The sequence below is a fragment of the Carboxylicivirga sediminis genome (assembly GCF_018156225.1).
GTDB classification, from domain to species: domain Bacteria; phylum Bacteroidota; class Bacteroidia; order Bacteroidales; family Marinilabiliaceae; genus Carboxylicivirga; species Carboxylicivirga sediminis.
Genome location: NZ_JAGTAR010000001.1, coordinates 275,705 through 299,050, shown reverse-complemented (window position 1 = coordinate 299,050; position 23,346 = coordinate 275,705). Strand labels below are relative to the sequence as shown.

The following is a 23,346-nucleotide window of genomic DNA, read 5'->3' as shown; positions in this document are numbered from 1 at the left end:
GCTAAGAATAACAAATATGGCGACATCAATTAAAATAAGAAAAATAGCCGAACTGCTGGAGGCCCAAGTTGTTTGTGGTGTTGATCTTATTGAAAATGAAGTGAGGTATGCATTTGCCAGTGATTTAATGAGTGATGTCTTGACCCTTGAGTCAGAACACCTGGTGCTGATTACCGGCTTAACCAATATGCAAACTGTAAGAACTGCTGAAATGGCGGATATTAACTGTATAGTGTTTGTGCGGGGCAAAAAGGTGACCCCTGAGATGATTGATGTGGCTAGTGAAAATAATACTGTTCTGATAGAATGTAAGTATTCGATGTTCAGAACAATTGGGATGTTGCACGATGCAGGTGTTAGTCCTGTGTATTGATAATTGAATATGAAGTTTAGCTACGAAGTTGAAGGAGGAAATTTTGCCAAGGCTGGTAATGCAGCCAGTAATGTCAAAAAAGTACTTAAACAGCTAAATGTTGATCCGAAAATAATAAAGCGCATTGTAGTAGCTCTATACGAAGGAGAAGTGAACGTTGTAGCTCATGCATACAAAGGAATGGTGTTAGTTGATATTGATCCTAGCCGAATACATATTCGTATTGAGGATGAAGGGCCAGGGATACCTGATATTGATTTAGCCATGCAGGTGGGCTACTCAACAGCATCGGCCATGGTGAGAGAGATGGGATTTGGTGCAGGCATGGGATTGCCTAATATGAAGAGAAATGCCGATGTAATTGATATTAGCAGTAAAGTTGGTGAAGGAACAGTCGTTGAGCTTACAACTAAATTGACAAGTTAATTGAGAATGGCTATGAGCGAGCAACAGTTTTATCATGCATTAAAAGTGGATAAGGATTTATGCTTTGGATGTACCCATTGTATGAATGTATGTCCAACCGATGCCATTCGTATCCGCGATGGTATTGCCTCTATTCGAAAAAACTGGTGTGTTGACTGTGGCGAATGTATGAAATCATGTCCGGTAGATGCTTTCTACGTTGAGCAGGATGATTTCGAGAAAATCTTCAATTTTAAATACCGTGTGGCTGTTCTACCGTCGGTTTTTATTGGTCAGTTTTCTAAGCAAATAAAAGAGTGTGAAATCATTGATGTGCTCAAAGGCCTGGGATTTACTCATGTGGTGCCGGCTGAAGCTACCGTTGATGTCATCAATGAATCGATGCTGGATGAACTAAAGTCGGATAGAGACAAGCCAATGATAAGTGCTTTCTGTCCATCAATAGTTCGCCTCATTCAGGTGCGTTTCCCCGGATTGGTAAATAATATTATACCTATAAAGCCGCCAATTGATACCACGGCTATGTATTATCGCGAATTACTTCAGGAAGAAGGAAAAAGTGCCGATGAGATTGGGGTATTTTATGTGACACCCTGTGCTTCCAAAATAGCAACAGTAAAGAGTCCGGTAGGAGATGACATGTCAAATGTTGATGGTGTTATCAACATGGACTTTCTGTATAATAAAGTGTACCACGTGCTGAAAACACGCAGTAACACCCAATTCTCATGTGAAGAAACAGTGCCTTACCTTTCTCCCAAAGGACTCAACTGGAGCCTTACTGATGGAGAGGCCAGTCAGATGACAGGCCGTTGCCTGGCGATAGATGAGATTCATAATGTTATTTCTTTCTTAGAGAAAGTTGAAAATGATGAAATTATAAATGTAGACTTTCTGGAATTGAGAGCTTGTGATCAGAGTTGTGCCGGTGGTGTTTTGTTAACCGAAAACAGATTTCTAACTGTTGAACGGCTCAAGAATAGGGCAGAACGCATCAATGCATCTGGCAAGTATGTGCAGAATATCTCCGATGCTCACAGGCAATTGATTAAGAATAATAACTACGTTGGCAGGGTTGAACCACGCTCGATGATGGTGCTTGACGAAGACATGAGTATTGCATTGAAGAAAATGGAACGTGTTCGTCGAATGATGTGCTATTTGCCGGGTATTGACTGTGGAGCCTGCGGTGCTCCAAATTGTGAAAGTTTGGCTAAAGACATTGTACGTAAAGAAGCTAACTTGTCGAATTGTGTCTTTCTGCAGCGCATGATGGAAAAGAGTAAGAAACTGGATCCTCAGCATTCTATTCGTATTATTGAAAAAACCTGGGGTAAAGATCGTTTAGATAAAGATTGTAAGAAAAAAGGTGCTAAGGATGAAGCTAATATGTAATTAGTTAGAGACGCAGGTCTATGTCTGAGGCATTAAAATATATATAAAGATGAAGGTTGCTGATATCATTGAAAAACTGGATCTCAAAGTAATTGGAGGCGAAGAAGGCCTTCAGAATGAAATAACAGGTGGTTATACATCTGACTTATTGAGCGATGTAATGGGGAATGTGGATGAGGGCGATGTGTGGATAACCCTGCAGACTCACCGCAATGTAATGGCAGTGGCATCACTTAAAGAGGTAGCAGCTGTAATTATAGTTAAAGGATTGGAGGCGGATGAGAACACCATTAATCAGAGTAATGATGAAGGGATACCTTTGTTAAGCAGTGAAATGGAGACGTTTGAGTTATCCGGTAAATTGTATCAAATGCTTAATGAATAGTAATGAAACGCTTTAAGGCCGATTTGCACATGCACACCGTCTTATCTCCATGTGGAAGTTTAGAGATGAGTCCGGTTGTCATTGTAGAGAAAGCATTAGAGCGGGGAATAGATATAATTGGAATAACTGACCATAACAGCACCAGGCAATGTGCCGAAGTGTATAAAGTTGGACAGCAAAAGGGAGTAACAGTGTTTTGCGGAGTCGAGGTCACTACCAAAGAAGAAGTACACTGTTTAACGTTCTTTGAAAATTTTGAAAAACTTGACGCTTTTCAGGTGTATCTGGATAAGCATCTACCTGAGATACCCAATGACCCAGAACGGTTTGGGCATCAGGTGTGGGTCGATGTCAATGAAGAAATACTTGGACAGGAAGAGCGGTTACTGATTAGTGCCATTGAACAGTCGATTGATGAGGTGGAGGATAAAGTGAGAGAGCTGGATGGATTGTTTATACCAGCACACATCTTCAGACCAAGCTTTAGTGTATACAGCCAGTTGGGATTTATGCCATTTGATATATCCCCCGACGCTATTGGAATAAGCTCGCGATATAATGTGGAGGAACAGCTTAATAAGCATCCCGAGCTTAAACAATTTACGGTGCTGCGCTCATCCGATGCTCATTTTCCTGAGCAGATAGGTACACATTATACCATTGTAGAAATGGAAGAGCCCAGTTTCGAGGAGTTTCGGAAGGCATTGCACAATGTTGAAGGAAGAAGAGTAATTGAATTGAGGTAATGAAGGATTTATCAATGCATATCATGGACATTGTCCAGAACTCGGTTAGAGCCAAAGCTGAAAATATAACACTATCCATAGTGACGGATGAATACTGGCTGACCATAAAGGTGCAGGATGATGGGAAAGGTATGGATGAGGTTACGCTACAAAAAGTGCGCGATCCTTTTTATACATCACGCACTACTCGTAAGGTTGGGATGGGCATTCCACTTATACAGCAAAATGCAGAACTAACCGGTGGACATGTGGAGATTGAATCGACGCTTGGTGTTGGTACGACTTTAACTGCTCAGTTTGGACGAAAGCACATTGACAGGCCGCCAATGGGTGACATTGCATCCACAGCAGCCATGATGATGACAGGCAATGAAGGTGTTAATCTGCAATTTGAAGTTCAATGTGGAGATGAACAGTTTGCAATAAGCACCAATGAGGTTAAAGAGGTATTAGGAGATGTAGACATTCGTCTGCCGAAAGTAACAAGTTTTTTGAAGGAAATGATTGAGGAAAATTTAAGGGAATTAAAGATAGAATTTGATTAAATGCCAGATTAAATCGGGCAACCAGACAAACAAAAGAATGTGTAATTAATAATAACCAATCGCTATGTCAAAAGTTAAATCTCTTGCTGATTTGCGCAAATTGCGCGATGAACTGCAAACAAAAGTGAGTTTGCGCGAGAAAAGCGACCATCCTGATAAACTGGTTCAGGTGAAAGTGTCGATGGCTACCTGTGGAATTGCTTCAGGAGCTAAGGAAGTGATGAACCATATGATTGAAGAAATGGATCGTCAGGCAATAGATGCCATAGTTACTCAAACCGGATGCATGGGTTACTGCTATGCAGAACCAACTATCGAAGTCACGTTGCCCAATAGTGCACCAGTGGTTTTTGGTCATGTGGATAATAAAAAGGCCAATGAAATCATTGAGAAGTACATTATTAGAGGTGAACTGGTGGATGGTATCATCCCGGTAAATTACGAAACAGTAAAAGAGAATAAAAACGAATAGTTTTTTGCACTATGGCTAAATATAAGAATCATATCCTTGTATGTGGCGGAACTGGCTGCCGTGCATCACAAGGTGAGGAAATTGTACAAAATCTTGGGAAAGTAATTGAGGAGAATAGCCTTGAGAATGAAGTACAAGTAGTGAGAACCGGTTGCTTCGGGTTCTGTGAGAAAGGTCCTGTTGTTAAGATGGTACCAGACAATACTTTTTACGTGCAGGTAACACCTGAAGATGCCACTGAAATTGTATCAGAGCATTTAGTAAAAGGACGGAAAGTAGAGCGCTTACTTTATACTGATCCAGAGACACAGGAACGTGTTTCGGAATCGAAAGATATGGGCTTCTACAAAAAACAGATACGTATTGCCTTGCGTAATTGTGGTTTTATCAATCCTGAAAATATTGATGAGTACATTGCTCGTGATGGATATGCTGCTTTAGGTAAAGTATTAACTGAACTGACGCCTGAAGAAGCTATTAAAGTGATTATTGACTCTGGTCTTCGCGGTCGTGGTGGTGGTGGTTTCCCAACAGGATTAAAGTGGGACATCACTCGTAAAGTGGAAGCTGAGCAAAAATATGTGGTTTGTAATGCCGATGAAGGTGATCCGGGTGCTTTTATGGATCGTTCAATTCTTGAAGGAGATCCACATGCAGTATTGGAGGCAATGGCTATTAACGGCTATTGTACCGGCGCTTCAAAAGGTTTAATTTATATCCGTGCTGAGTATCCATTGGCTATTTCTCGTTTGAAGATTGCCATTAATCAGGCCCGCGAATATGGTTTATTAGGTGAAGATATTTTCGGTACAGGATTTAGTTTCGATGTTGAATTACGCTATGGTGCAGGTGCTTTCGTTTGTGGTGAAGAAACATCTTTGATTCACTCCATGGAAGGATTGCGCGGGGAGCCAACAGTGAAGCCACCATTCCCATCAGAGAGTGGTTATAAAGGTATGCCAACCAACGTAAATAATGTTGAGACATATGCCAATATACCGGTTATTATTCTCGAAGGAGCTGAGTGGTTTAGTAGTATCGGTACTGAAAAGAGTAAAGGAACCAAAGTATTTGCTTTGGCTGGCAAAGTAAATAATGTTGGACTGATTGAAGTGCCAATGGGGACCTCACTTCGCGAAGTTATTTTCGATATTGGTGGTGGTATTAAAGATGGTAAGAAGTTTAAAGCTGTTCAGACAGGTGGTCCATCAGGTGGTTGCTTAACTGAAAAGCATTTAGATATTCCAATCGATTACGATAACCTGTTAGCTTGTGGCTCAATGATGGGCTCAGGTGGTATGATTGTAATGGATGAAGACGATTGTATGGTTTCTGTAGCCAAATTCTATTTAGATTTTACAGTTGAAGAATCGTGTGGTAAGTGTGCGCCTTGTCGTATTGGTAATAAGCGTTTATACGAAATGCTTGATAAACTGACTGAAGGTAAAGGAACAGAAGAAGACCTTACTTTATTACGTAATCTGAGTAATGTAATTAAGGATACTTCTCTTTGTGGATTAGGTCAAACATCGCCTAACCCGGTTCTGTCAACCATGGAGAACTTTGCTGATGAGTATGAAGCACACGTTCGCCACGGTAAATGTCCGGCTGGTCAGTGTAAGTCACTGATGCAGTATGTGATTGAGGCCGAGAAATGTATTGGTTGTACACTTTGTTCGCGCGTTTGTCCGGTTGATGCGATTACCGGAGATAAGAAAGAACCTCATTTAATTAGTCAGGAGACATGTATTAAGTGTGGTGCTTGTTATGAAAAATGTAAGTTTGGTGCAATCAGCATTCAGTAACCAGGCTAATTTTTGAACAGTAAAAGATAGAAGAATGGAAATCGTTCAATTAAGCATAGATAATAAAAAGGTAGTTGTTGAGAAAGGCACTACCATCTTAGAGGCAGCGAAAAACATCGGGGTGGATATTCCAACTTTATGTCACATGAAGCTGCACGATATGAACATTGAGAATAAGCCAGGCGGATGTCGTGTTTGCGTGGTGGAAGTGGAAGGCCGTCGTAACTTGGCACCTGCATGTAAAACAGAGTGTACAGAAGGTATGGACATTCAAACGCACTCTGTTCGTGTGGTAAATGCCCGTCGTACAGTTATGGAACTGATCTTATCTGATCACCCGTTTGAGTGTTTGGTGTGTGCTAAGTCAGGCGATTGCGAATTACAGACAATGGCACAAAATCTTGGTATTCGCGAAGTGCGTTACCAGGGCGAGAAGAACTCGTATAAGAGTGATGAGTCGCCAGCTATCGTGCGCGAAATGGAGAAATGCATCATGTGTCGCCGTTGCGAAACTGCCTGTAACGAAGTTCAGACAGTTGGTGTACTTTCGGCTGTTAACCGTGGTTTCGAGTCGGTTGTGGCACCAGCCTTCGAAATGGATCTGGATCATTCGGCCTGTACTTTCTGTGGTCAGTGTGTGGCTGTTTGTCCTACTGGTGCTTTAACAGAGCGTGATAGTTCAGCTAAAGTGATGGATGCAATTGTTGATCCTAAGAAAACAGTGATTGTTCAGACGGCTCCGGCTGTTCGTGCTGCGTTAGGCGAGGAGTTTGGCATGGAAGCAGGTACTTTGGTGACCGGTAAAATGGTTTCAGCTCTGCGCAAATTGGGTTTCGACCATGTATTTGATACTGACTTTGCAGCTGACTTAACCATTATGGAAGAAGGTACCGAGTTGTTAGGTCGTTTAGGTAAGCATTTAGCGGGTGATAAAGATGTGAAGTTACCAATCTTAACTTCTTGTTGTCCGGGGTGGGTGAACTTCTTCGAGCATCAGTTCCCTGATATGATAGATATTCCATCAACAGCTAAGTCGCCTCAGCAAATGTTTGGTGCCATTGCGAAAACTTATTTCGCTGACCAGCTGAAACAGAAGCGCGAAGATGTAGTTGTGGTTTCTGTGATGCCTTGTTTGGCTAAAAAATATGAGTGTGCACGCGATGAGTTCAAGGTAGATGGTGATCCAGACGTGAACTTATCAATTTCAACTCGCGAGTTGGCTCAGATGATTCGCAATGCCAACTTAAACTTCGAAGCACTGGAAGAAGATGATTTTGACCAGCCACTGGGAGAGTCTACTGGTGCTGCGGTTATCTTCGGTACTACCGGTGGTGTAATCGAAGCTGCTGTGCGCACCGCTTACGAGGTGCATACCAAAAAGCCACTTCCAAAACTTGACTTCGAAGAGTTAAGAGGATTTGAAGGTATTCGTTCGGCAACCATTGATTTTGATGGTCTTCCAATTAATATTGGTATTGCTCACGGATTAGGAAATGCCCGTAAATTATTAGAAGATATCAGAGCCGGGAAATCACAGTTTCATGCTATTGAAATTATGGCGTGTCCTGGTGGATGTATTGGTGGTGGTGGTCAGCCATATCACCACGGTGATGTTGAAGTACTGAAGAAGCGTCAGCATGCTATTTATGAGGAAGATAAAGGTAAAGTGCTGCGTAAATCGCATGAAAACCCATTTGTTCAGAAACTGTATAGCGAATTTCTGGGTGAGCCATGTGGACATAAATCGCATGAGTTGCTTCACACGCACTATTACGATAAGAAAAAGAAGATTGAAATCTAGTTAGTATCAAGATTATAGTATCAAGATGCAAGTTAGTCTTGATACTTGATACTTGTATCTTTTATCTTAAAAGGAAATTAAAATGGCAGATATAAAATTACCCGCCGGTAAGGTGGAAGAATTAAAAGAAGTATGTAAGAAGCTCGGTAACGAAGGAGGCGAGTTGATTAATGCACTTCATGCAGCTCAGGAATTGTTTGGCTATTTGCCAGCTGAAGTTCAAGAGTTAGTAGCAAATGAAATGAATGTGTCTGTTGCACACGTTTATGGTGTCGTAACGTTCTACTCATTCTTCTCGATGATTCCAAAAGGAGAGCATCCTATCTCAATTTGTATGGGAACGGCATGCTACGTGCGTGGAGCTGAGAAGGTGTTGGACGAATTCAAGCGTCATCTGGATGTAAAAGTTGGTGAAACCACACCTGATGGTAAATTCTCTATCAGTTGCTTGCGCTGCGTTGGTGCATGCGGGCTTGCTCCAGTTGTTACTGTAGGCGATAAAGTTTATGGTCGTGTAGCAGCTGAAGATGTAAAAGGTATTTTAGAAGAGTATAAATAAAATACATGTTTCAATAATGGAGCCGCCTCATTTTTTTGGGGCGGTTTTTTGTTATTTATATTGTAATTAAATGTCTTGCTGGAAAGATATATCAGTGAGAAAGTTAGGTTTAAGCTTATGAATTAAAGTTTAAATTTTAGGTGGAAGGTCTAATTATAAGTATAACGCTAAATGGTGTTTTTTAACAGCTAATAATTCTGGTAATATATTGCTTAAATCAGCTTAAAACACCTAATTTTGAAGCATTGAAGTGTTGATTGGGACAACACATAAAAGCAAATCAGATGTCAATAATTTATACCCCGCAAAAATATAAGCTGGCCGATAAGCCAATGGAGAATTTTATTGATCCGGAAGAAATCAATGAGATTCTGGCGGCACATCAACAACCAAGTATTCAAAAGGTTAATGAAGTGATTGCCAAATCGATGCAGAAGCAGCGATTAAGTTTGCAAGACACGGCTATTCTATTGAATGCGAATGAACCTGAAATGGTGGATGCCATCAAGTCGGCTGCCAAGCAACTTAAAGAACAGGTGTATGGCAGACGAATTGTGTTGTTTGCACCGCTGTATGTAGGCAACCTGTGTATCAATGATTGTACCTATTGTGGGTTTCGTTCCACCAATAAAAAACAGGAGCGCATAACGCTTGGCAAGCAAGATATCATTGATCAGGTGGTGGCTCTGGAAGATACGGGTCATAAAAGATTGATACTCGTGTATGGCGAGCATCCGCGTTACGACGCACAGTTTATAGCTGATACTGTGAAGATTGTTTATGGTGTTAAGCATAAGAATGGTGAGATCCGCCGAGTTAACATCAATGCTGCACCGCTGGATATTGAGGGGTATAAAATTGTGAAAGAAGCAGGCATAGGTACCTACCAGATCTTTCAGGAAACCTATCATAAACCAACCTATGAGAAAGTACACCTGAAAGGAACCAAGAAGCATTTTGAATGGCGATTGGCAGGGTTGGATAGGGCCCAGGAAGCGGGAATTGATGATGTGGGTATTGGTGCTTTGTTTGGACTTTACGATTGGCGATACGAAGTATTGGGGCTGTTGCGCCATGTCAATCATTTTGAGGCGGTGTATAACGTTGGGCCACATACCATTTCATTTCCTCGTATTCAGTCAGCTTCAGGCTTTGAGGTAGATAAACGCTACGAAGTAAGTGATGCAGATTTTACCAAGCTGGTGGCTGTATTGCGATTAGCAGTGCCTTATACAGGCTTAATTTTAACAGCACGCGAGCCAGGCCATATTCGCGATGAGATTTTACAATATGGAGTGTCGCAGATTGATGGCGGTACCAATATTGAGATGAAAGGATATACCAGCCATAAGGAGCAACAGGATTTGGATCATGAACAATTTGAGATTTGTGACGATCGCTCCTTGAATGAGGTGATGGAAGAGTTGGTGGAAGATGGTTATATACCTTCTTTTTGCACGGCCTGTTATCGTTTAAACCGCACCGGTGAGCACTTCATGGAGTTTTCTGTTCCCGGATTTATCAAGCGCTTTTGTCAACCCAATGCCATACTTACTTTGGCTGAATACCTTGAGGATTATGCTCCTCCTGCAACTAAAGAAAAGGGTTACAAGCTGATTGAAGATAGTTTGAAGGACTATGATGATGAGCGCTTCAAAACAAAATTAGTTGAGCGTTTGGGGCGCATACAAGCCGGCGAACGAGATTTATACTTCTAATAACTTATCAAATTTGAAAGCCTGATTAATAGCTGTTAATCAGGTTTTTTTTGTTCATTGGTTAATAAAAAGATAAAAACATCCAAAAATCCATATAAATTAAAAACTAATCGATACTTTCGTGCCTTTAGTTTTCATTCTGGATAATTATAGTAGGGTGCACATGGTTAAAGTATATGCATTTTAGACCTAAACCCAATTATGATTGTCTGTAAAATAAGGTAGATGCAAATACAATCAATAGCTGAGGTAGGCAGTAATCTGGACCGACAGTTCGAAAAAATTCTGAAGCGCTTAAAAACCAAAATGAAAAGCGTTTATCATGAGCGCAGTGATATTAATGAACTTGGTATTAACCGGGGTATGCCTCCTTTTGTGATGCGCGAGATAATGTCCACTAATCCTTTTTCCGCCATTATTCCAACTGAGTACGGAGGATTAGGAGGGGACACCAAAGAGAGTATTGCCTTAATGGCGGCTGCCTCCTACGAATCATTGGCTTTGTCCCTAACCTTTGGTATTAATATGGCTCTATTTCTGCAGCCCGTCATAAAAGCAGGTCAACCAGAGGCCAAAGTGGAAGTGCTGAAGCGTTTTATAGAGCAACAAAATATGGGTGGATTAATGATTACGGAGCCTGACTTTGGTAGTGATGCATTAAATATGCAGACATCTTATACTGAGTCTGGCAATTCAGCCAAACTTAAAGGTACAAAGCATTGGGCTGGCTTAACGGGTTGGGCCGATTTCTGGCTGTTAACCGCTCGTAAAGATATGGGTGGTAAAAGCCTGGCACGTGATCTTGATTTCTTTATTTGTGATGTAACACAACCTAAGCAGGGCATTGTTGTTGAAGAACGTTTTAATAACCTGGGTTTGTATCAAATACCATACGGACGTAATCGTATTGATGTGGAGATTCCTGGTGTACAGAAGTTAGTGCCGGAAAAATCAGGTGTTAAACTCATGCTAGACTTATTGCACCGAAGCCGAATGTCATTTCCGGGTATGGCCATCGGATTTATTCAACGTATGCTTGATGAGGCTATACAGCATTGTCAGCAGCGCTTTGTTGGCGGTAAAAGTCTTTTGTCCTATGATCAGGTGCAGCAGCGCATTAGTCAGCTGCAGGCTTACTTCACTACAGTATCAGCTTTTTGTGTCAATAGTAGTGCAAAGGCAGGACTGAAAAATGACTTATCTACTATAGGAATAGAAGCCAATGCAGTTAAAAGCATTGCTACAGATATGATGCAGGCCGCTTCGCAAACATTATTGCAGTTGGTAGGTGCCAAAGGCTATAAACTCAATCATATTGCCGGGCGCTCAACGGTTGATAGTCGTCCCTTTCAGATTTTTGAAGGCTCTAACGATATGCTATATTCGCAGGTGGCAGAAAGTATTATTAAGCTGATGCGTAAAGCCAGGCATACCAATGTGCTTGATTTCATTAATGGTTTTGAGCTAACGGCAAATGCAGGAAATGTTGTGAAGGATTTATTCAATTTTAAATTGAAAGACTCTATTCCGCAGCGTAAATTGGTTGAATTTGGTCAGATTTTCAGTCGTCTAATCTCCCTGGAAAAAGTATTAAAGCTGGGTGACAAAGGCTTTGCAGCAGAGTTGATTGATGGGGCGGTTGTTCATTTGCGCCAGGATATTCAGCAACTGTTGGCAGCTTATAATGCAGATAACCAAACGCAGGTAATCGAGGATTATCGTTCTCAATCTAATTGGCTCTCTTTTGTTTAAAAGGTTGTGACTTCCATATAATACAACAAAACCGGATTTTACGTCCGGTTTTGTTGTATTATATTTGTACTGAATTATTTTCTTCGCCACAGTGTTTTCTGAAAGATAATACCATAATAGGCATCTCCAGTATCACTCATGATGCAATATTCAGCTCCTATCTGAATTCCACCAAAAGCTTTGATGTTATAATAGGCATCTACCCAAAATGAGTTGTTTGTGTAACCATCTTTATTGAAGTTGGTGGTAGTACCAACAGCAAAGTCAAAACGTCCACCATAGGAGTAGTACAAGCCATTTACCAATGCTCGGTTTTTCCAGGTCTCTACATCCTGATTATAGGTAGTGTAAGGTAAAAAGAGGTGGTTGTCAGCATATAATTCATATCCATAACCAATACCAACGCTGAAATATTCGCCTTCAAAGCGGTTATGACTAAGGCGTAAGTTGACGTTGTGCTTCGAGTTTTTGCTGACTGATGCCCAAAAACTCGCTTCCAGATCAGAATAACCCGCTGTATTAAATAATTGTATACCTAACGAATTGAATACATGTGCAGACTTTTCGTCTGATTTTTCATTATAAAACTGATTGTCTTCCACTGCAACACTCTCAAAACCTGAGTTACTGTTAAAATCTTGCGCATTGATATTGGCAAGGCAACACACCCCAACAATCACTGAGAAAATAAACTTCATATTTAATCCTTTACATTTTACTGAGCCTTAATACAGGCTTTGGTGGTAATTAATGCGGGTAACCAGCAATAACTTTACCAATCTTGTTTTGCAAGTTTAGAATTAGGAATATTTAAGACTTAGGATAGAACCTGTTTAATAACGTTAAGCCATTAAAGTAAGGAAATGCCATTATTGTCTATTTTTATAAGACGTTGCTTATACAATGCACCAATGGCTTTTTTAAAGTTTTTCTTACTGGTTCCAAATACTTTGTAGATTAGTTCAGCGGGGCTCTTGTCAGAGATGTCCATGTGACCATCTTTTGCTTTAAGCTTTTCAATGATGTCAGCAGCCAGACCATCAATCTTTTCGTAACCTGGTTTTTCCAGGCTAATATCCAGCTTGTCGTCTTCCCTTACTTTTTTGATATACCCTTTACAGCTGTCCCCAATTTTTATGGGTTTAAACAACTCATTATGATAGAGCATGCCTGAGTGTGTGTTATTCACAGCCACCTTATAACCTAAATCGGTTTTACCTATCACCATGATGTCCACTTCTTCACCTTCCTCATATTCTGGCATCAGGTTATCTAAAACTGAATTGAGTTTTGATGTAGCGACAATACGCCTGCTTTCATCGTCAAGGTATACATACACTACATACCGCTCACCTTCTTTCATGCGTTCGGCCTGCTCACGATAAGGAACCAATAGATCTTTCATCAGACCCCAATCAAGAAAAGCGCCTGTTTTGTTGACAGAAACAACTTTCAAATATGCAAACTCACCTACTATAGCATGTGGTTCTTCTGTTGTAGCTATAATGCGGTCTTCAGAGTCCAGGTAAATAAATACTTCGATGTCATCGTCGACTTTTAGTCCGGGTGGTACATACCTAATTGGTAACAGTATTTCGCCCAATTCGCCCCCATCCAGATAAACGCCAAAGTCAACAGTCTTAATAACTTTTAATGTATTGTATTTCCCTATCATCCTGATATTTTTAACAAGGTGCAAAGATAAGTAAATGTATGGCATTATTTGCTATTCATTATTTAAGAACTTCATTTATTTCTTGCGATGATTTTGGGTAGTGTTATAGGCATTTTGAGGCGTATTGAAATTAAAAGATAAATTGGTACTAATTTTAAGTATCAGCAAATCAGTGCCATAAAATAAAGTTTACATATACAAACATCTAGAAAGTTGTATATGTAGAAAAATAGATATATGTTTGTCCCTGAAATTTTACTTCGGTAAATGAATATGGAAAAACAAACAAAACATATGAACAGAAATTTTTTAAATGGGATTCTAATAGCCTGCATATCATTGGCAGGCTTGGCATCTCAGGCTCAGGAAAACATGGGCAATGAGATGTTTTCGTTGGATGAGGCATTGCAGTTGGCGTCAGAAAATAACAGAGAAATTCAGAAGGCGCTGGCTGATGTTAATGCTGCAAAGGGGGCAAATCAGCAGGCTAATGCTGCATTTCTGCCTTCAGTTGAGTTGTCAAGTGGCTATATGACTTCAAATGATCCACTTTATGCTTTTGGATTTAAGCTGCAGCAGCAGGGAGTGACTATGGCTGATTTTGATCCGTCAGTGATTAATGCGCCAGGACAAACCAATCATTTTGCTACACAGGTAATGGTTGAACAGCCATTGATTAATGTGGATGCCTGGATGGGGAAAGGAGCTGCCGGCAAGCAAGTAAAAGCCATGGAGCATCAGACAGAGTACACACGCGAGTATGTGCAGTTTTTGGTGAAGCAAACATATTATGCTTTGCAATTAGCACAAAATCGTGTAGAAGTCATGAAAAAGGCTCAGGCCACCACCAACTCCTACTTGAAAATGGCTGAGGATAATTTGCAACAAGGATACCTGAAAGAAGCAGACGTGATGGCTATTAAAGTGCGTCAGTATGAGCAGGTGGCTATGGTGCAGGAGGCCGAAAACCAGGTAAAGAGTGTGAGCGAAACATTAAACTTTCTAATGGGTCGGGCAATTCATCTGCCTGTGCAGGTGACCGATTCAATTTCGCAGGTGACCTTTTCATTTAATAATGCTACTTCTATTTTCAATCGTTCTGATGTGGTGGCCATGCAATATGGCCTGGAGGCACAAAAGAAGATGGAGAAGAGCGATCTAATGAAGTTTGCTCCACGCATCAACGCTTTTGGTTCTTATAATCTTTATGATGCTGATTTTGGTGGTTTTGGTGCCGATAGTTACATGGTAGGTATTAAGCTGCAGTGGCGCATTTTCAATGGCGGACGAAATATAGGAAAGTACAACCAGACCAAGGCTAATTATCAAAAAGCACAGGTGTCTTACCAAGATTATGTGGAGAAAGAAAATATGGAACTGTCTAAAGCTACCAGAGCTATAGCAGTTGCTGAGAGTCAATTGGCAACTTACAACCTGGCTGCTGAGGAGGCAAACGAATCATTGCGTATCAGAACCAATCGCTATAATCAGGGTATGGAGAGTACCTCAGATTTGCTGATGGCCGAAACCAAGGCAGAAGAGAGTGTTCTCAAAAAGCTGAATGCCATCTACAACTACAATGTGGCTGTGTTCAAATATCAAATGCTGGCATCGGAAACTAACCAGCAATAATTCATTACATCATTCGAAAAACAAAAAATAGTATAAATATGAAATCTGTAAACTTATTAATGGCTGCAGCTGCTTTTGCCTTTTTAACGCAAGCATGCGGCAGTAGTAACGAGGATAATGCAAAAGCTAAACCAGCTGTAAAAGCGAAAGTTGAGACGGTTGAATTAACTACAGTACCAAAGAAGTTTCATTATACAGGAACAGTCTCTTCGGTGAACCAATCAACGCTAAGCACCCGCATAATGGGGCAGATAAGCCAAGTGTTAGTACGCGAAGGCGATATGGTTAAGAAAGGCCAGTTGTTGGTGTCAATCCGCAGTAACGATATTCAGGCCAAAGAGCAGCAGGTTGAAGCTAATATTATACAGGCCAAAGCTGCCTACAAGCACGCCAAAGATGATTATGAACGTATTCAGGCCTTATTCAACAGTAAAAGTGCCACGCAAAAAGAGTTGGATGATATTACAGTACATCTGAAGATGACTAAAGCTCAGCTTGCTGCTGCGCAAAAGGCTAAGGATGAGGTCGTAGAAATGCTCTCATACGCTGATATTCGTGCGCCTTACGATGGCGTTATTACCCAAAAATTTGTGGATGGTGGTGATATGGCCAATCCAGGCATGCCTTTGCTGGCCATTGAAGCACCAGGCCTGTTTGAGGTGATAGCTAAAATTCCGGAATCTGAAATATACAAGGTGGAAAAGGGAGATGTGGTTGAAGTGCATATTGATGCTTGTAAAGAGATGATTAGTGGCAGTATTGCACATGTTAGTCCGTCCAGTCGTTTTTCAGGTTCGCAGTTTGATGCACGCATCAGTCTCTTGCCTACAGAGGAACAGAAGCAAGCCATTAGAAGTGGCGTCTTTGCTCATGTAAACCATCTGAAAGGAGAGGAACAGAAGCTGTTAGTGCCTGCGGATATGATTGTTGAGCGCGGCCAGCTTAAAGGTGTCTGGACAGTCAGTCAGGCTAACAAAGCATTACTCCGTTGGGTACGACTGGGTAAGCTATATGGCGACAAAATAGAAGTGCTGTCTGGCTTAAGCGACGGCAGCCAGTTAGTCGTTGCTTCTGAAGGCCGCCTGTTTGATGGAGCCGAATTGCAATTAAACTAATGTTCCTAACCTTTAATTTTTAGAAGAATGAAAACAGGATTTGCCGGGACATTAGCCCGCATGTTTATAAAATCAAAACTGACACCGCTATTGATGGTCGCTTTCATGATTATCGGCGTGTACAGTTCATACCTTACACCTCGTGAAGAGGAACCGCAGATTGATGTTCCCATAGCCGATATTTTCATCGGCTACCCGGGAGCCAGCCCTAAGGAGATTGAGTCGAAGATAGTAACGCCAATTGAGAAGATTGTATCTAATGTAAAAGGCGTTGAATATGTTTACTCACAGTCATTATCAGAGCAAGCTATGCTGATTGTGCAGTTTTATGTTGGCGAAGATATCGAACGAAGCCTCGTGAAATTGTACAACGAGATAATGAAGAACATGGATAAGATGCCTGCTGGTGTCACCATGCCTTTAGTTAAAACCCGCTCGATTGACGATGTGCCCGTTATGGGGTTAACGCTGTGGAGCGAAAACTACGATGATTACCAGTTGAGGCGCGTGGCCCAGGAGCTTTCTTCGGAGATTGAGAAGATTACTGATATCTCTGAAACCAAAGTTATAGGCGGGCGTAACCGTGAAATTCAAGTGGTCTTAGATCGCGATAAAATGGCAGCTTTTCAGGTGGATCCATTGATTATTACCCAGCAGTTGCAGGCCGCTAATCAGCAGGTGTCGGCTGGTAGTTTTAGCAGCAATAACACTGAGTATGCCGTCAGGACTGGCGAGTTTTTTACGAATGCAGATGAAGTGGCCAATGTAGTGGTGGGGATTTATCAAAACTCGCCTGTGTACCTGCATCAGGTTGCGCATGTTGAAGATGGAGCAGCTTTGCCTAGTTCATATGTGGCTTTTGGCTATGGTCAGGCCAGCGAAAGCAAGCAGGTTTACCAGAGTGAATATCCGGCCGTAACTATTTCGGTGGCTAAGCGCCGCGGAGCTGATGCCATGCGCTTAGCTGATCGTATTACTGAAAAAATTGAAGTATTGCGCGAAGAGCTCATACCAGCTGATATAAATGTGGAGGTGACTCGTAATTATGGCGAGACCGCTTCTGATAAAGTAGGAGAGCTGCTGATGCACCTGCTGGGAGCAATTATTGCCGTTACTTTGGTGGTGATGCTGGCCATGGGATGGCGCGGTGGTTTGGTGGTGTTTATCTCGGTACCCATCACCTTTGCTCTAACGATGTTTAGTTATTACTTCCTAGATTATACGCTTAACCGTATCACTCTGTTTGCTCTGGTATTTGTAACAGGTATTGTGGTAGATGACTCCATTATTATTGCCGAGAATATGCATCGCCATTTCAAGATGAAGCAATTGCCTTTCTGGCAGGCGGCCTTGCGTTCCATTGATGAGGTGGGTAATCCAACCATTTTGGCCACATTCACCGTGATTGCAGCCGTAATACCTATGGTGTTTGTATCTGGTATGATGGGACCATACATGAGTCCGATGCCAATTGGTGCGTCAATTGCTATGATTTTCTCTTTGTTTGTGGCACTTATGATAACGCCGTGGCTGGCTTACCGCCTGCTGAAGCACGATGATGATGATGACAAGGAGAAGGATTACTCGTTGGAGAAAACTTTAATCTACAGATTATATAATAAAACCATGCGCCCAATGATTGAAAGTCCGATGAAACGTTGGGTATTCATCATAGGCGTTACGGTTTTATTAATTGGATCGGCTAGTTTGTTCCTGTTCAAAGTAGTAACCGTTAAAATTTTGCCATTTGACAACAAGAATGAGTTTCAGGTGGTGGTGGATATGCCCGAAGGCAGCACCTTAGAGGAGACAGCCAATGTAACCAAGGAGCTGGCCGCCTATTTACGCAACCACGAGTTGGTGACCAACTACCAGACTTATGTGGGGGCTTCAGCACCTATCAATTTTAACGGATTAGTACGCCATTACGATTTACGCCGTGGTTCTAATGTGGCCGATATACAGGTTAACCTGGTGTCGAAAAAAGAGCGAGACCTGCAATCGCATGATATTGCTAAGGAATTGCGTCCTGGATTGCAGGAAATAGGGGCCAGGTTTAATGCCAATGTGAAGGTGGTTGAAGTACCACCGGGACCTCCGGTAATGTCAACTTTGGTGGCAGAAATTTATGGCCCTGATTATGAGTCGCAGAAAGAAGTGGCTCAACAAGTGAAGGAGCTCTTCGCAACTACCGAAAGTGTGGTGGATATCGACTGGATGATGGAGGATGATCAGACAGAATATACCTTTGATGTTGATAAAGAAAAAGCCATGCTGGCGGGTATTGCGCCACAGCAAATTATTCAGGCCATGAACATGGCGCTGCGCGGAGCCAATGTGTCATACCTGTATGCCGAAAATGATCACCGTCAGGTGGGCATAAAACTACGACTCGATGAAAGCAATCGCACTGGGATTGAGGATTTGAAAAAGATAACGTTAAAATCGCAGCTGGGGGATATGGTGGCCATTGGCGACCTGGTTAATATCAACACTCAGCAAAAAGAGAAGAGTATCTACCGGAAGAATCAAAAACAGGTTGTGTATGTGACGGCTGATGTGGCCGGAAGGCTCGAAAGTCCGGTGTATGCTATTCTTGATATGAGTGAACGCATGGATGAGATTCAGTTGCCTGACGGTTATAACATTGAAGAGTTTTATAACGGTCAACCTTTTGTGGAGAATAACTACGGCCTTAAGTGGGATGGCGAATGGCAAATCACATATGAAGTATTTCGCGACCTGGGAACGGCTTTTGCAGTTGTGTTGGTAATAATCTATATGCTGATTGTAGGTTGGTTCCAAAACCTGAAAGTGCCGTTTGTAATGATGGTAGCTATTCCTCTGTCGTTGGTGGGTATTGTACTGGGGCACTTTATGATGAATGCCTTCTTTACAGCAACTTCAATGATTGGTATGATTGCCCTGGCGGGTATCATGGTGCGGAATTCCATTCTGCTCATCGATTTTGTTAATATCCGGCTGAATGAAGGAGTGGCCTTGCGTGAAGCTGTCATAGAAGCTGGTGCTGTGCGTACAACCCCTATCTTACTAACTGCCGGAACAGTGGTGATTGGTGCAGTAGTGATTCTTTTCGATCCTATTTTCCAGGGGCTGGCTATTTCATTGATGGGAGGTACAATTGCATCAACTGTATTAACTCTGTTGATTGTACCGCTGATATACTACATGACTGAGCGCAAGAGATATGAAGGTAAAGCAGCTGTAGATATGCCTTCTGAGGTGAAATCGAATCACTCAGAAGTGCTTGAAGAAGTTGTTGAATCAAGCAATTAATTAAACATGATGTGAAGTGTGCAAATTTAAGTCGAATGTGTGTTGCACACTTTGCATCATTTATACAGAGTAACTATGAAACTATTAATAGCCATAGCGGTAGCTGAATACAGAGAACGCCTTCAGGAGTTTTTTAGTGAGCATCAGGTATCGTATTATAATGAAATTGAAATGATGGGGATGCGCAAGTTGCAAAAGCAGCATCGCCTTGGTAATTGGTTTGGGCAAAAGTCGATGGGAGTGGATAATATAGCTTTTATCTCCTTTGTGGGTAATGAGCAGGCCGACAGTTTGCTGGAGAACCTGTTGCAATGTAAGGCCGAGATGCCCCATTGTAATATAAATGCTTTTGTTGTTGATGTTGAAAAAGGAGTTTAAGAATATCTAATATTTAAAATTATGCAAGAAAGAATTGTTAGAGCAATCGCCGGAACGCTTATTCTGCTGAGTATTTTACTAGCCATATATGTTCATGTAAACTGGCTTTTTTTGGCAGGATTTGTTGCTGTTAATCTAATTCAGTCGTCAATTACCAAGTGGTGCCTGTTGAATGATATTTTAACAAAGCTTGGAGTACCAAAATAGTTGTGAGTTCACGCTTTACCTAATGGTGAAGTGTGCGTTAGGTTTCCATATTTTTTGTTTGTGAATGAGAAAGGCCTTGGTTGCGTGGAGCAATCGAGGCCTTTCGTTATGCATAATTAGTTGTTTAGCTTGAAATAGTTAATAAGTGCATTCAACTGTGTTGCTTGTGAATTAAGTTCTTCGGCATTGGCCGCAATTTCTTCACTGCTCGAAGCGTTGAGCTGAGTTGTATGATTCAGCTGCTGAATAGAAGCGTTTATCTGCTGTACAGCATCGCGTTGCTCACTGGTGGCAGCCGATATTTCTTTAATTAAGCTATATGAGCTGTCAAGTGTTGGCAGCATGTTGTTGAGTTGTTGGTTGGAGTTGGACGAGAGATTGTTGCTTTCCTCTGCATATTTTACAATCTCAGCAGCTGCATCCTGGCTGCGTTCTGCCAGCTTACGCACTTCACCAGCAACTACAGAAAATCCGCGGCCATGCTCGCCAGCCCTGGCTGCTTCAACCGATGCATTCAAGGCCAATATATTTGTTTGCATGGCTATCTCTTCAATAATCGATATTTTATCAGTAATGAGTTTGTTGGCCTGGCTGGCTTTAGCCGATTCGTGTGCGGTTAATCTGATTCCTTCAAGAGCCTGGCTTGAATGCGATTCAGTAGTGCCGGCATTGGCATTGCTTTGTTCAATATTTGCCACCATCTCCTCCATGGTCGTGGAAACCTCTTCGAGCGATGCAGCTTGTTCACTGGCACCTTGTGTTAACTCCTGAGAGCTTTGGTTGAGCTGTTCGCTTGCCAGGTTTAGTTGCTCGGCACCATTCATTATTTCAGCAACTACTTCCTGCAATTTGTTATTCATTTGTTTCATGGCTTGCAACAAGCGACTGATTTCATCGTTACCAGTTGTTTCAAAAGAGTGAAACAGCTCACCCTTTGCCAGTGATTCGGCCAGGTGAAGCCCTTTGTTAACAGGTTTGATGATACTTACCGATGTTATGCGGCTGATGATGATAGCGATTAGTATTGCAACAATTAGTATGGAACTGCCCCACAACGATGCAGAACGCATTACATCTTGCTCTTCTGTGTGGATTTTGTCAACAATTGAATCGCTCAATTGCGCTACCTGGGCACCGGCTATCTGCATTGCCTTAATCTGCAAACCTTGTTCTTTGTTTTCACTGACAAATGATTCAAAAGCTTTCTCATATTCTCTGTAGCTGTCATAAATCTTATTCAGCGATGCAATGGTTTTATCGTTGTGGTTTAGTTTGGCAGCGTCCAAAACAGAGTAAAACTTATTTAAGCGGCCTTTTACCTTTGTTACCAGATTATCATTGATATCACCATTTGCATCAAGCGGGTTTGACACAAATTCCCAGGCAGCCATTCTAACCTGGCTATGTGCGTATAGCACATCTTTTGATAGCTTGCTGAATTTGTTGAGTTGTTGGTCGTAGCTAATAATCGCCCCGACTTTTGTGCCGGTTTTAGACCAGTTGGCCTTGGTTGTTTGTTTATTATTTTCAACCGTAACGTAATGGTTAAATGCTTTCAGATAGCTACTGATGGCCTGTCTAAGCGAGTCTGTATTTAAATCTTTAACAGTGTTTAGGCCGTCTGTTGATTCAATTTCCAATAATGCATTGTTTAGATTGTTAATGGTTGATTCAACTTTGGTTTCATCGGTAAATTTCATAAAGTAGAGGACGCCTATTCGGGCATTCATCAGGTGGGTTTGTGCAAGTTTAAGATGGTTTGCCAGTTTAACAACTTTGCTGGTTTTATTGATGCTATTACGCCCTATCAAACCTACCAGTGCTACGCAGATAATCATAATGGTGAAACCCATCATTAATCGATATCGAATAGATAGGTTTCTAATGTTAGAGATTTTCATTATTTGTTTTTTTGGTCTTTAGATGTACTTGTGTGCTGAGGGGCAAAAATAATTTTCTGATTGGTATGTTTAAAAAGTTGGAAAAATGCCTAATGTGCATTAGTACAGGAGAGTGAGGTGTTTGGCTATTGTGAATCATGTAAAATATTCCATCAATCGGTTGAAATAATTGACGAAATAATTCAGTAATTAAGTGCATATAAGGCATCTTTCTTGTTCATCAGGTTTTGTGTTACTGCAGAGCCTTAAGTGGATGTTAATTGCTTTATAATACTTCCATGTTATGTTTTGTCTATGTGTTTACCGGTTGATTATCAGTGTAAAAGTCTTCGGGTCAAATAGAGGTTTTATAGTTGTTTTTGGATTTTAATTAAAAACATATACATTTGTCAAAATCAAAAGTGTAAAAACAACACTAAGTATGACAAGACAAATTTCTCAATATTTATCAGTTGACTGTGTTTTATTTGGTTATAATGGTTTAGAATTAGAAGTGTTAATTGTTGACCGGACACTTAATGATACTGATTCGGGTGAGTTAATTATTAATGATTGTACACTTACTGGTAATCATGTGTATGAAGACGAGCCCATTGAAGATGCTGCCAATCGTGTATTGTTTGATTTAACGGGATTAGATAATGTATTTCTTGAACAGTTTAAAACATTTGCACATCCCAATCGCCTTAAAAAGCCCAACGATCAGCTTTGGTTAAAAAGTACAGGGCGAGATCCTGAGGCGCGAATTATTACTGTAGGCTTCTATTCGTTAGTGGCGACAGATAAGGTTAAGTTGCAGTGGAAAGGGCGTAATGTAAGGTGGGTGCCTGTATCCGAAGTTGGGGAATTGGCCTTTGATCATAACCTGATTCTGGAAGAGGCGCTCAGGACTTTGCAGACGCGTATTAAGTATGAACCAATCACTTTTGAACTACTGCCCGATAAATTTACCCTCACACAATTGCAAAATGTATATGAAGCTATTTGGGGCATTGAGCTCGATAAGCGCAACTTCAGGAAAAAGGTCGCACGCATGAAATACCTCATTCAGCTGGATGAGAAACAGACCGGCGTAGCTCATAAGCCAGCTCGCTTATATGTTTTCAGCCGCGATGTGTATGACAAAACCAAGAAAGAACTATTTGACTTCACTATCTAAATCAG

At 41.4% G+C, this 23,346-nt stretch carries 21 protein-coding genes; 18 read left to right on the top strand and 3 right to left on the bottom strand.

All coding sequences use genetic code 11. The features are described 5' to 3' along the window. Positions 1–16 precede the first annotated feature (16 nt). The 12 genes from KDU71_RS01100 (at position 17) to KDU71_RS01045 (ending at position 11,977) form a co-directional block, all read left to right on the top strand. Positions 17–373: a DRTGG domain-containing protein gene (locus KDU71_RS01100; RefSeq protein ID WP_244828037.1), complete on the top strand. Its 357-nt coding sequence runs from the start codon at positions 17–19 to the stop codon at positions 371–373. Between the two features lie 9 nt (positions 374–382). Beyond that, positions 383–799, top strand: coding sequence for an ATP-binding protein (locus KDU71_RS01095; RefSeq protein WP_212188046.1), 417 nt, complete (start codon positions 383–385; stop codon positions 797–799). 12 nt (positions 800–811) lie between these two features. Next, the gene (locus KDU71_RS01090; RefSeq protein WP_212188045.1) at positions 812–2,194 is read left to right on the top strand and encodes a [Fe-Fe] hydrogenase large subunit C-terminal domain-containing protein; all 1,383 of its coding nucleotides are present in this window, start codon (positions 812–814) and stop codon (positions 2,192–2,194) included. A gap of 49 nt (positions 2,195–2,243) precedes the next feature. Then, complete coding sequence (locus KDU71_RS01085; protein ID WP_212188044.1) at positions 2,244–2,579, top strand: DRTGG domain-containing protein; 336 nt, start codon at positions 2,244–2,246, stop codon at positions 2,577–2,579. Positions 2,580–2,581: 2 nt separating this feature from the next. Beyond that, a complete protein-coding gene (locus KDU71_RS01080) occupies positions 2,582–3,325 on the top strand; it encodes a PHP domain-containing protein (RefSeq protein ID WP_212188043.1) in 744 nt (247 codons plus the stop codon). Then, on the top strand, positions 3,325–3,870 hold the full coding sequence (locus KDU71_RS01075) for an ATP-binding protein (protein ID WP_212188042.1): 546 nt from the start codon (positions 3,325–3,327) through the stop codon (positions 3,868–3,870). The genes KDU71_RS01080 and KDU71_RS01075 overlap by 1 nt, the downstream gene beginning before the upstream one ends. A 64-nt stretch (positions 3,871–3,934) precedes the next feature. Further along, positions 3,935–4,342, top strand: a complete 408-nt coding sequence (locus tag KDU71_RS01070; protein ID WP_212188041.1) for a (2Fe-2S) ferredoxin domain-containing protein — start codon at positions 3,935–3,937, stop codon at positions 4,340–4,342. Between the two features lie 11 nt (positions 4,343–4,353). Beyond that, positions 4,354–6,147 carry an NADH-quinone oxidoreductase subunit NuoF gene (locus tag KDU71_RS01065; protein WP_212188040.1) on the top strand — a complete coding sequence of 598 codons (1,794 nt, stop codon included), beginning with the start codon at positions 4,354–4,356 and terminating at the stop codon, positions 6,145–6,147. 34 nt (positions 6,148–6,181) lie between these two features. Then, on the top strand, positions 6,182–7,948 hold the full coding sequence (locus KDU71_RS01060) for an NADH-dependent [FeFe] hydrogenase, group A6 (RefSeq protein WP_212188039.1): 1,767 nt from the start codon (positions 6,182–6,184) through the stop codon (positions 7,946–7,948). A gap of 82 nt (positions 7,949–8,030) precedes the next feature. Next, complete coding sequence (locus KDU71_RS01055; protein ID WP_212188038.1) at positions 8,031–8,507, top strand: NADH-quinone oxidoreductase subunit NuoE family protein; 477 nt, start codon at positions 8,031–8,033, stop codon at positions 8,505–8,507. A gap of 284 nt (positions 8,508–8,791) precedes the next feature. Then, positions 8,792–10,225 carry a [FeFe] hydrogenase H-cluster radical SAM maturase HydG gene (hydG, locus tag KDU71_RS01050; RefSeq protein ID WP_212188037.1) on the top strand — a complete coding sequence of 478 codons (1,434 nt, stop codon included), beginning with the start codon at positions 8,792–8,794 and terminating at the stop codon, positions 10,223–10,225. Between the two features lie 225 nt (positions 10,226–10,450). Next, on the top strand, positions 10,451–11,977 hold the full coding sequence (locus KDU71_RS01045; protein WP_212188036.1) for an acyl-CoA dehydrogenase family protein: 1,527 nt from the start codon (positions 10,451–10,453) through the stop codon (positions 11,975–11,977). A gap of 74 nt (positions 11,978–12,051) precedes the next feature. Here the strand turns inward: KDU71_RS01045 and KDU71_RS01040 are convergent, their stop codons facing one another. Then, positions 12,052–12,675, bottom strand: coding sequence for a hypothetical protein (locus KDU71_RS01040; protein WP_212188035.1), 624 nt, complete (start codon positions 12,673–12,675; stop codon positions 12,052–12,054). 152 nt (positions 12,676–12,827) lie between these two features. Continuing rightward, positions 12,828–13,652 carry a CvfB family protein gene (locus KDU71_RS01035; protein WP_244828035.1) on the bottom strand — a complete coding sequence of 275 codons (825 nt, stop codon included), beginning with the start codon at positions 13,650–13,652 and terminating at the stop codon, positions 12,828–12,830. A gap of 294 nt (positions 13,653–13,946) precedes the next feature. On the opposite strand from KDU71_RS01035, the gene KDU71_RS01030 reads away from it, so the two are divergent. From KDU71_RS01030 to KDU71_RS23380, 5 genes are all read left to right on the top strand, one after another. Beyond that, positions 13,947–15,284: a TolC family protein gene (locus KDU71_RS01030; protein ID WP_212188034.1), complete on the top strand. Its 1,338-nt coding sequence runs from the start codon at positions 13,947–13,949 to the stop codon at positions 15,282–15,284. 38 nt (positions 15,285–15,322) lie between these two features. Then, positions 15,323–16,399 carry an efflux RND transporter periplasmic adaptor subunit gene (locus KDU71_RS01025; RefSeq protein WP_212188033.1) on the top strand — a complete coding sequence of 359 codons (1,077 nt, stop codon included), beginning with the start codon at positions 15,323–15,325 and terminating at the stop codon, positions 16,397–16,399. A 27-nt stretch (positions 16,400–16,426) separates the two neighbouring features. Continuing rightward, entirely contained in the window at positions 16,427–19,696 is a 3,270-nt protein-coding gene (locus KDU71_RS01020; protein ID WP_212188032.1) for an efflux RND transporter permease subunit, read from the top strand. A gap of 75 nt (positions 19,697–19,771) precedes the next feature. After that, positions 19,772–20,074, top strand: a complete 303-nt coding sequence (locus KDU71_RS01015; RefSeq protein WP_212188031.1) for a hypothetical protein — start codon at positions 19,772–19,774, stop codon at positions 20,072–20,074. A 21-nt stretch (positions 20,075–20,095) separates the two neighbouring features. Continuing rightward, the gene (locus KDU71_RS23380; protein ID WP_212188030.1) at positions 20,096–20,281 is read left to right on the top strand and encodes a YgaP family membrane protein; all 186 of its coding nucleotides are present in this window, start codon (positions 20,096–20,098) and stop codon (positions 20,279–20,281) included. Positions 20,282–20,397: 116 nt separating this feature from the next. On the opposite strand, the gene KDU71_RS01005 is transcribed toward KDU71_RS23380, so the two are convergent. Beyond that, entirely contained in the window at positions 20,398–22,182 is a 1,785-nt protein-coding gene (locus KDU71_RS01005) for a HAMP domain-containing methyl-accepting chemotaxis protein (RefSeq protein ID WP_212188029.1), read from the bottom strand. 421 nt (positions 22,183–22,603) lie between these two features. Here KDU71_RS01005 and KDU71_RS01000 point away from each other — a divergent pair, with 421 nt between their 5' ends. After that, positions 22,604–23,341, top strand: a complete 738-nt coding sequence (locus KDU71_RS01000) for an NUDIX hydrolase (RefSeq protein WP_212188028.1) — start codon at positions 22,604–22,606, stop codon at positions 23,339–23,341. The last annotated feature ends 5 nt before the right edge of the window (positions 23,342–23,346 follow it).

What these genes read in the sequence shown, in the direction of transcription:
- KDU71_RS01100 (WP_244828037.1), top strand. Translation starts at nt 17, where the DNA reads ATGGCGACATCAATTAAAATAAGAAAAATAGCCGAACTGCTGGAGGCC.
- KDU71_RS01095 (WP_212188046.1), top strand. Translation starts at nt 383, where the DNA reads ATGAAGTTTAGCTACGAAGTTGAAGGAGGAAATTTTGCCAAGGCTGGT.
- KDU71_RS01090 (WP_212188045.1), top strand. Translation starts at nt 812, where the DNA reads ATGAGCGAGCAACAGTTTTATCATGCATTAAAAGTGGATAAGGATTTA.
- KDU71_RS01085 (WP_212188044.1), top strand. Translation starts at nt 2,244, where the DNA reads ATGAAGGTTGCTGATATCATTGAAAAACTGGATCTCAAAGTAATTGGA.
- KDU71_RS01080 (WP_212188043.1), top strand. Translation starts at nt 2,582, where the DNA reads ATGAAACGCTTTAAGGCCGATTTGCACATGCACACCGTCTTATCTCCA.
- KDU71_RS01075 (WP_212188042.1), top strand. Translation starts at nt 3,325, where the DNA reads ATGAAGGATTTATCAATGCATATCATGGACATTGTCCAGAACTCGGTT.
- KDU71_RS01070 (WP_212188041.1), top strand. Translation starts at nt 3,935, where the DNA reads ATGTCAAAAGTTAAATCTCTTGCTGATTTGCGCAAATTGCGCGATGAA.
- KDU71_RS01065 (WP_212188040.1), top strand. Translation starts at nt 4,354, where the DNA reads ATGGCTAAATATAAGAATCATATCCTTGTATGTGGCGGAACTGGCTGC.
- KDU71_RS01060 (WP_212188039.1), top strand. Translation starts at nt 6,182, where the DNA reads ATGGAAATCGTTCAATTAAGCATAGATAATAAAAAGGTAGTTGTTGAG.
- KDU71_RS01055 (WP_212188038.1), top strand. Translation starts at nt 8,031, where the DNA reads ATGGCAGATATAAAATTACCCGCCGGTAAGGTGGAAGAATTAAAAGAA.
- hydG (WP_212188037.1), top strand. Translation starts at nt 8,792, where the DNA reads ATGTCAATAATTTATACCCCGCAAAAATATAAGCTGGCCGATAAGCCA.
- KDU71_RS01045 (WP_212188036.1), top strand. Translation starts at nt 10,451, where the DNA reads ATGCAAATACAATCAATAGCTGAGGTAGGCAGTAATCTGGACCGACAG.
- KDU71_RS01040 (WP_212188035.1), bottom strand. Translation starts at nt 12,675, where the DNA reads ATGAAGTTTATTTTCTCAGTGATTGTTGGGGTGTGTTGCCTTGCCAAT.
- KDU71_RS01035 (WP_244828035.1), bottom strand. Translation starts at nt 13,652, where the DNA reads ATGATAGGGAAATACAATACATTAAAAGTTATTAAGACTGTTGACTTT.
- KDU71_RS01030 (WP_212188034.1), top strand. Translation starts at nt 13,947, where the DNA reads ATGAACAGAAATTTTTTAAATGGGATTCTAATAGCCTGCATATCATTG.
- KDU71_RS01025 (WP_212188033.1), top strand. Translation starts at nt 15,323, where the DNA reads ATGAAATCTGTAAACTTATTAATGGCTGCAGCTGCTTTTGCCTTTTTA.
- KDU71_RS01020 (WP_212188032.1), top strand. Translation starts at nt 16,427, where the DNA reads ATGAAAACAGGATTTGCCGGGACATTAGCCCGCATGTTTATAAAATCA.
- KDU71_RS01015 (WP_212188031.1), top strand. Translation starts at nt 19,772, where the DNA reads ATGAAACTATTAATAGCCATAGCGGTAGCTGAATACAGAGAACGCCTT.
- KDU71_RS23380 (WP_212188030.1), top strand. Translation starts at nt 20,096, where the DNA reads ATGCAAGAAAGAATTGTTAGAGCAATCGCCGGAACGCTTATTCTGCTG.
- KDU71_RS01005 (WP_212188029.1), bottom strand. Translation starts at nt 22,182, where the DNA reads ATGAAAATCTCTAACATTAGAAACCTATCTATTCGATATCGATTAATG.
- KDU71_RS01000 (WP_212188028.1), top strand. Translation starts at nt 22,604, where the DNA reads ATGACAAGACAAATTTCTCAATATTTATCAGTTGACTGTGTTTTATTT.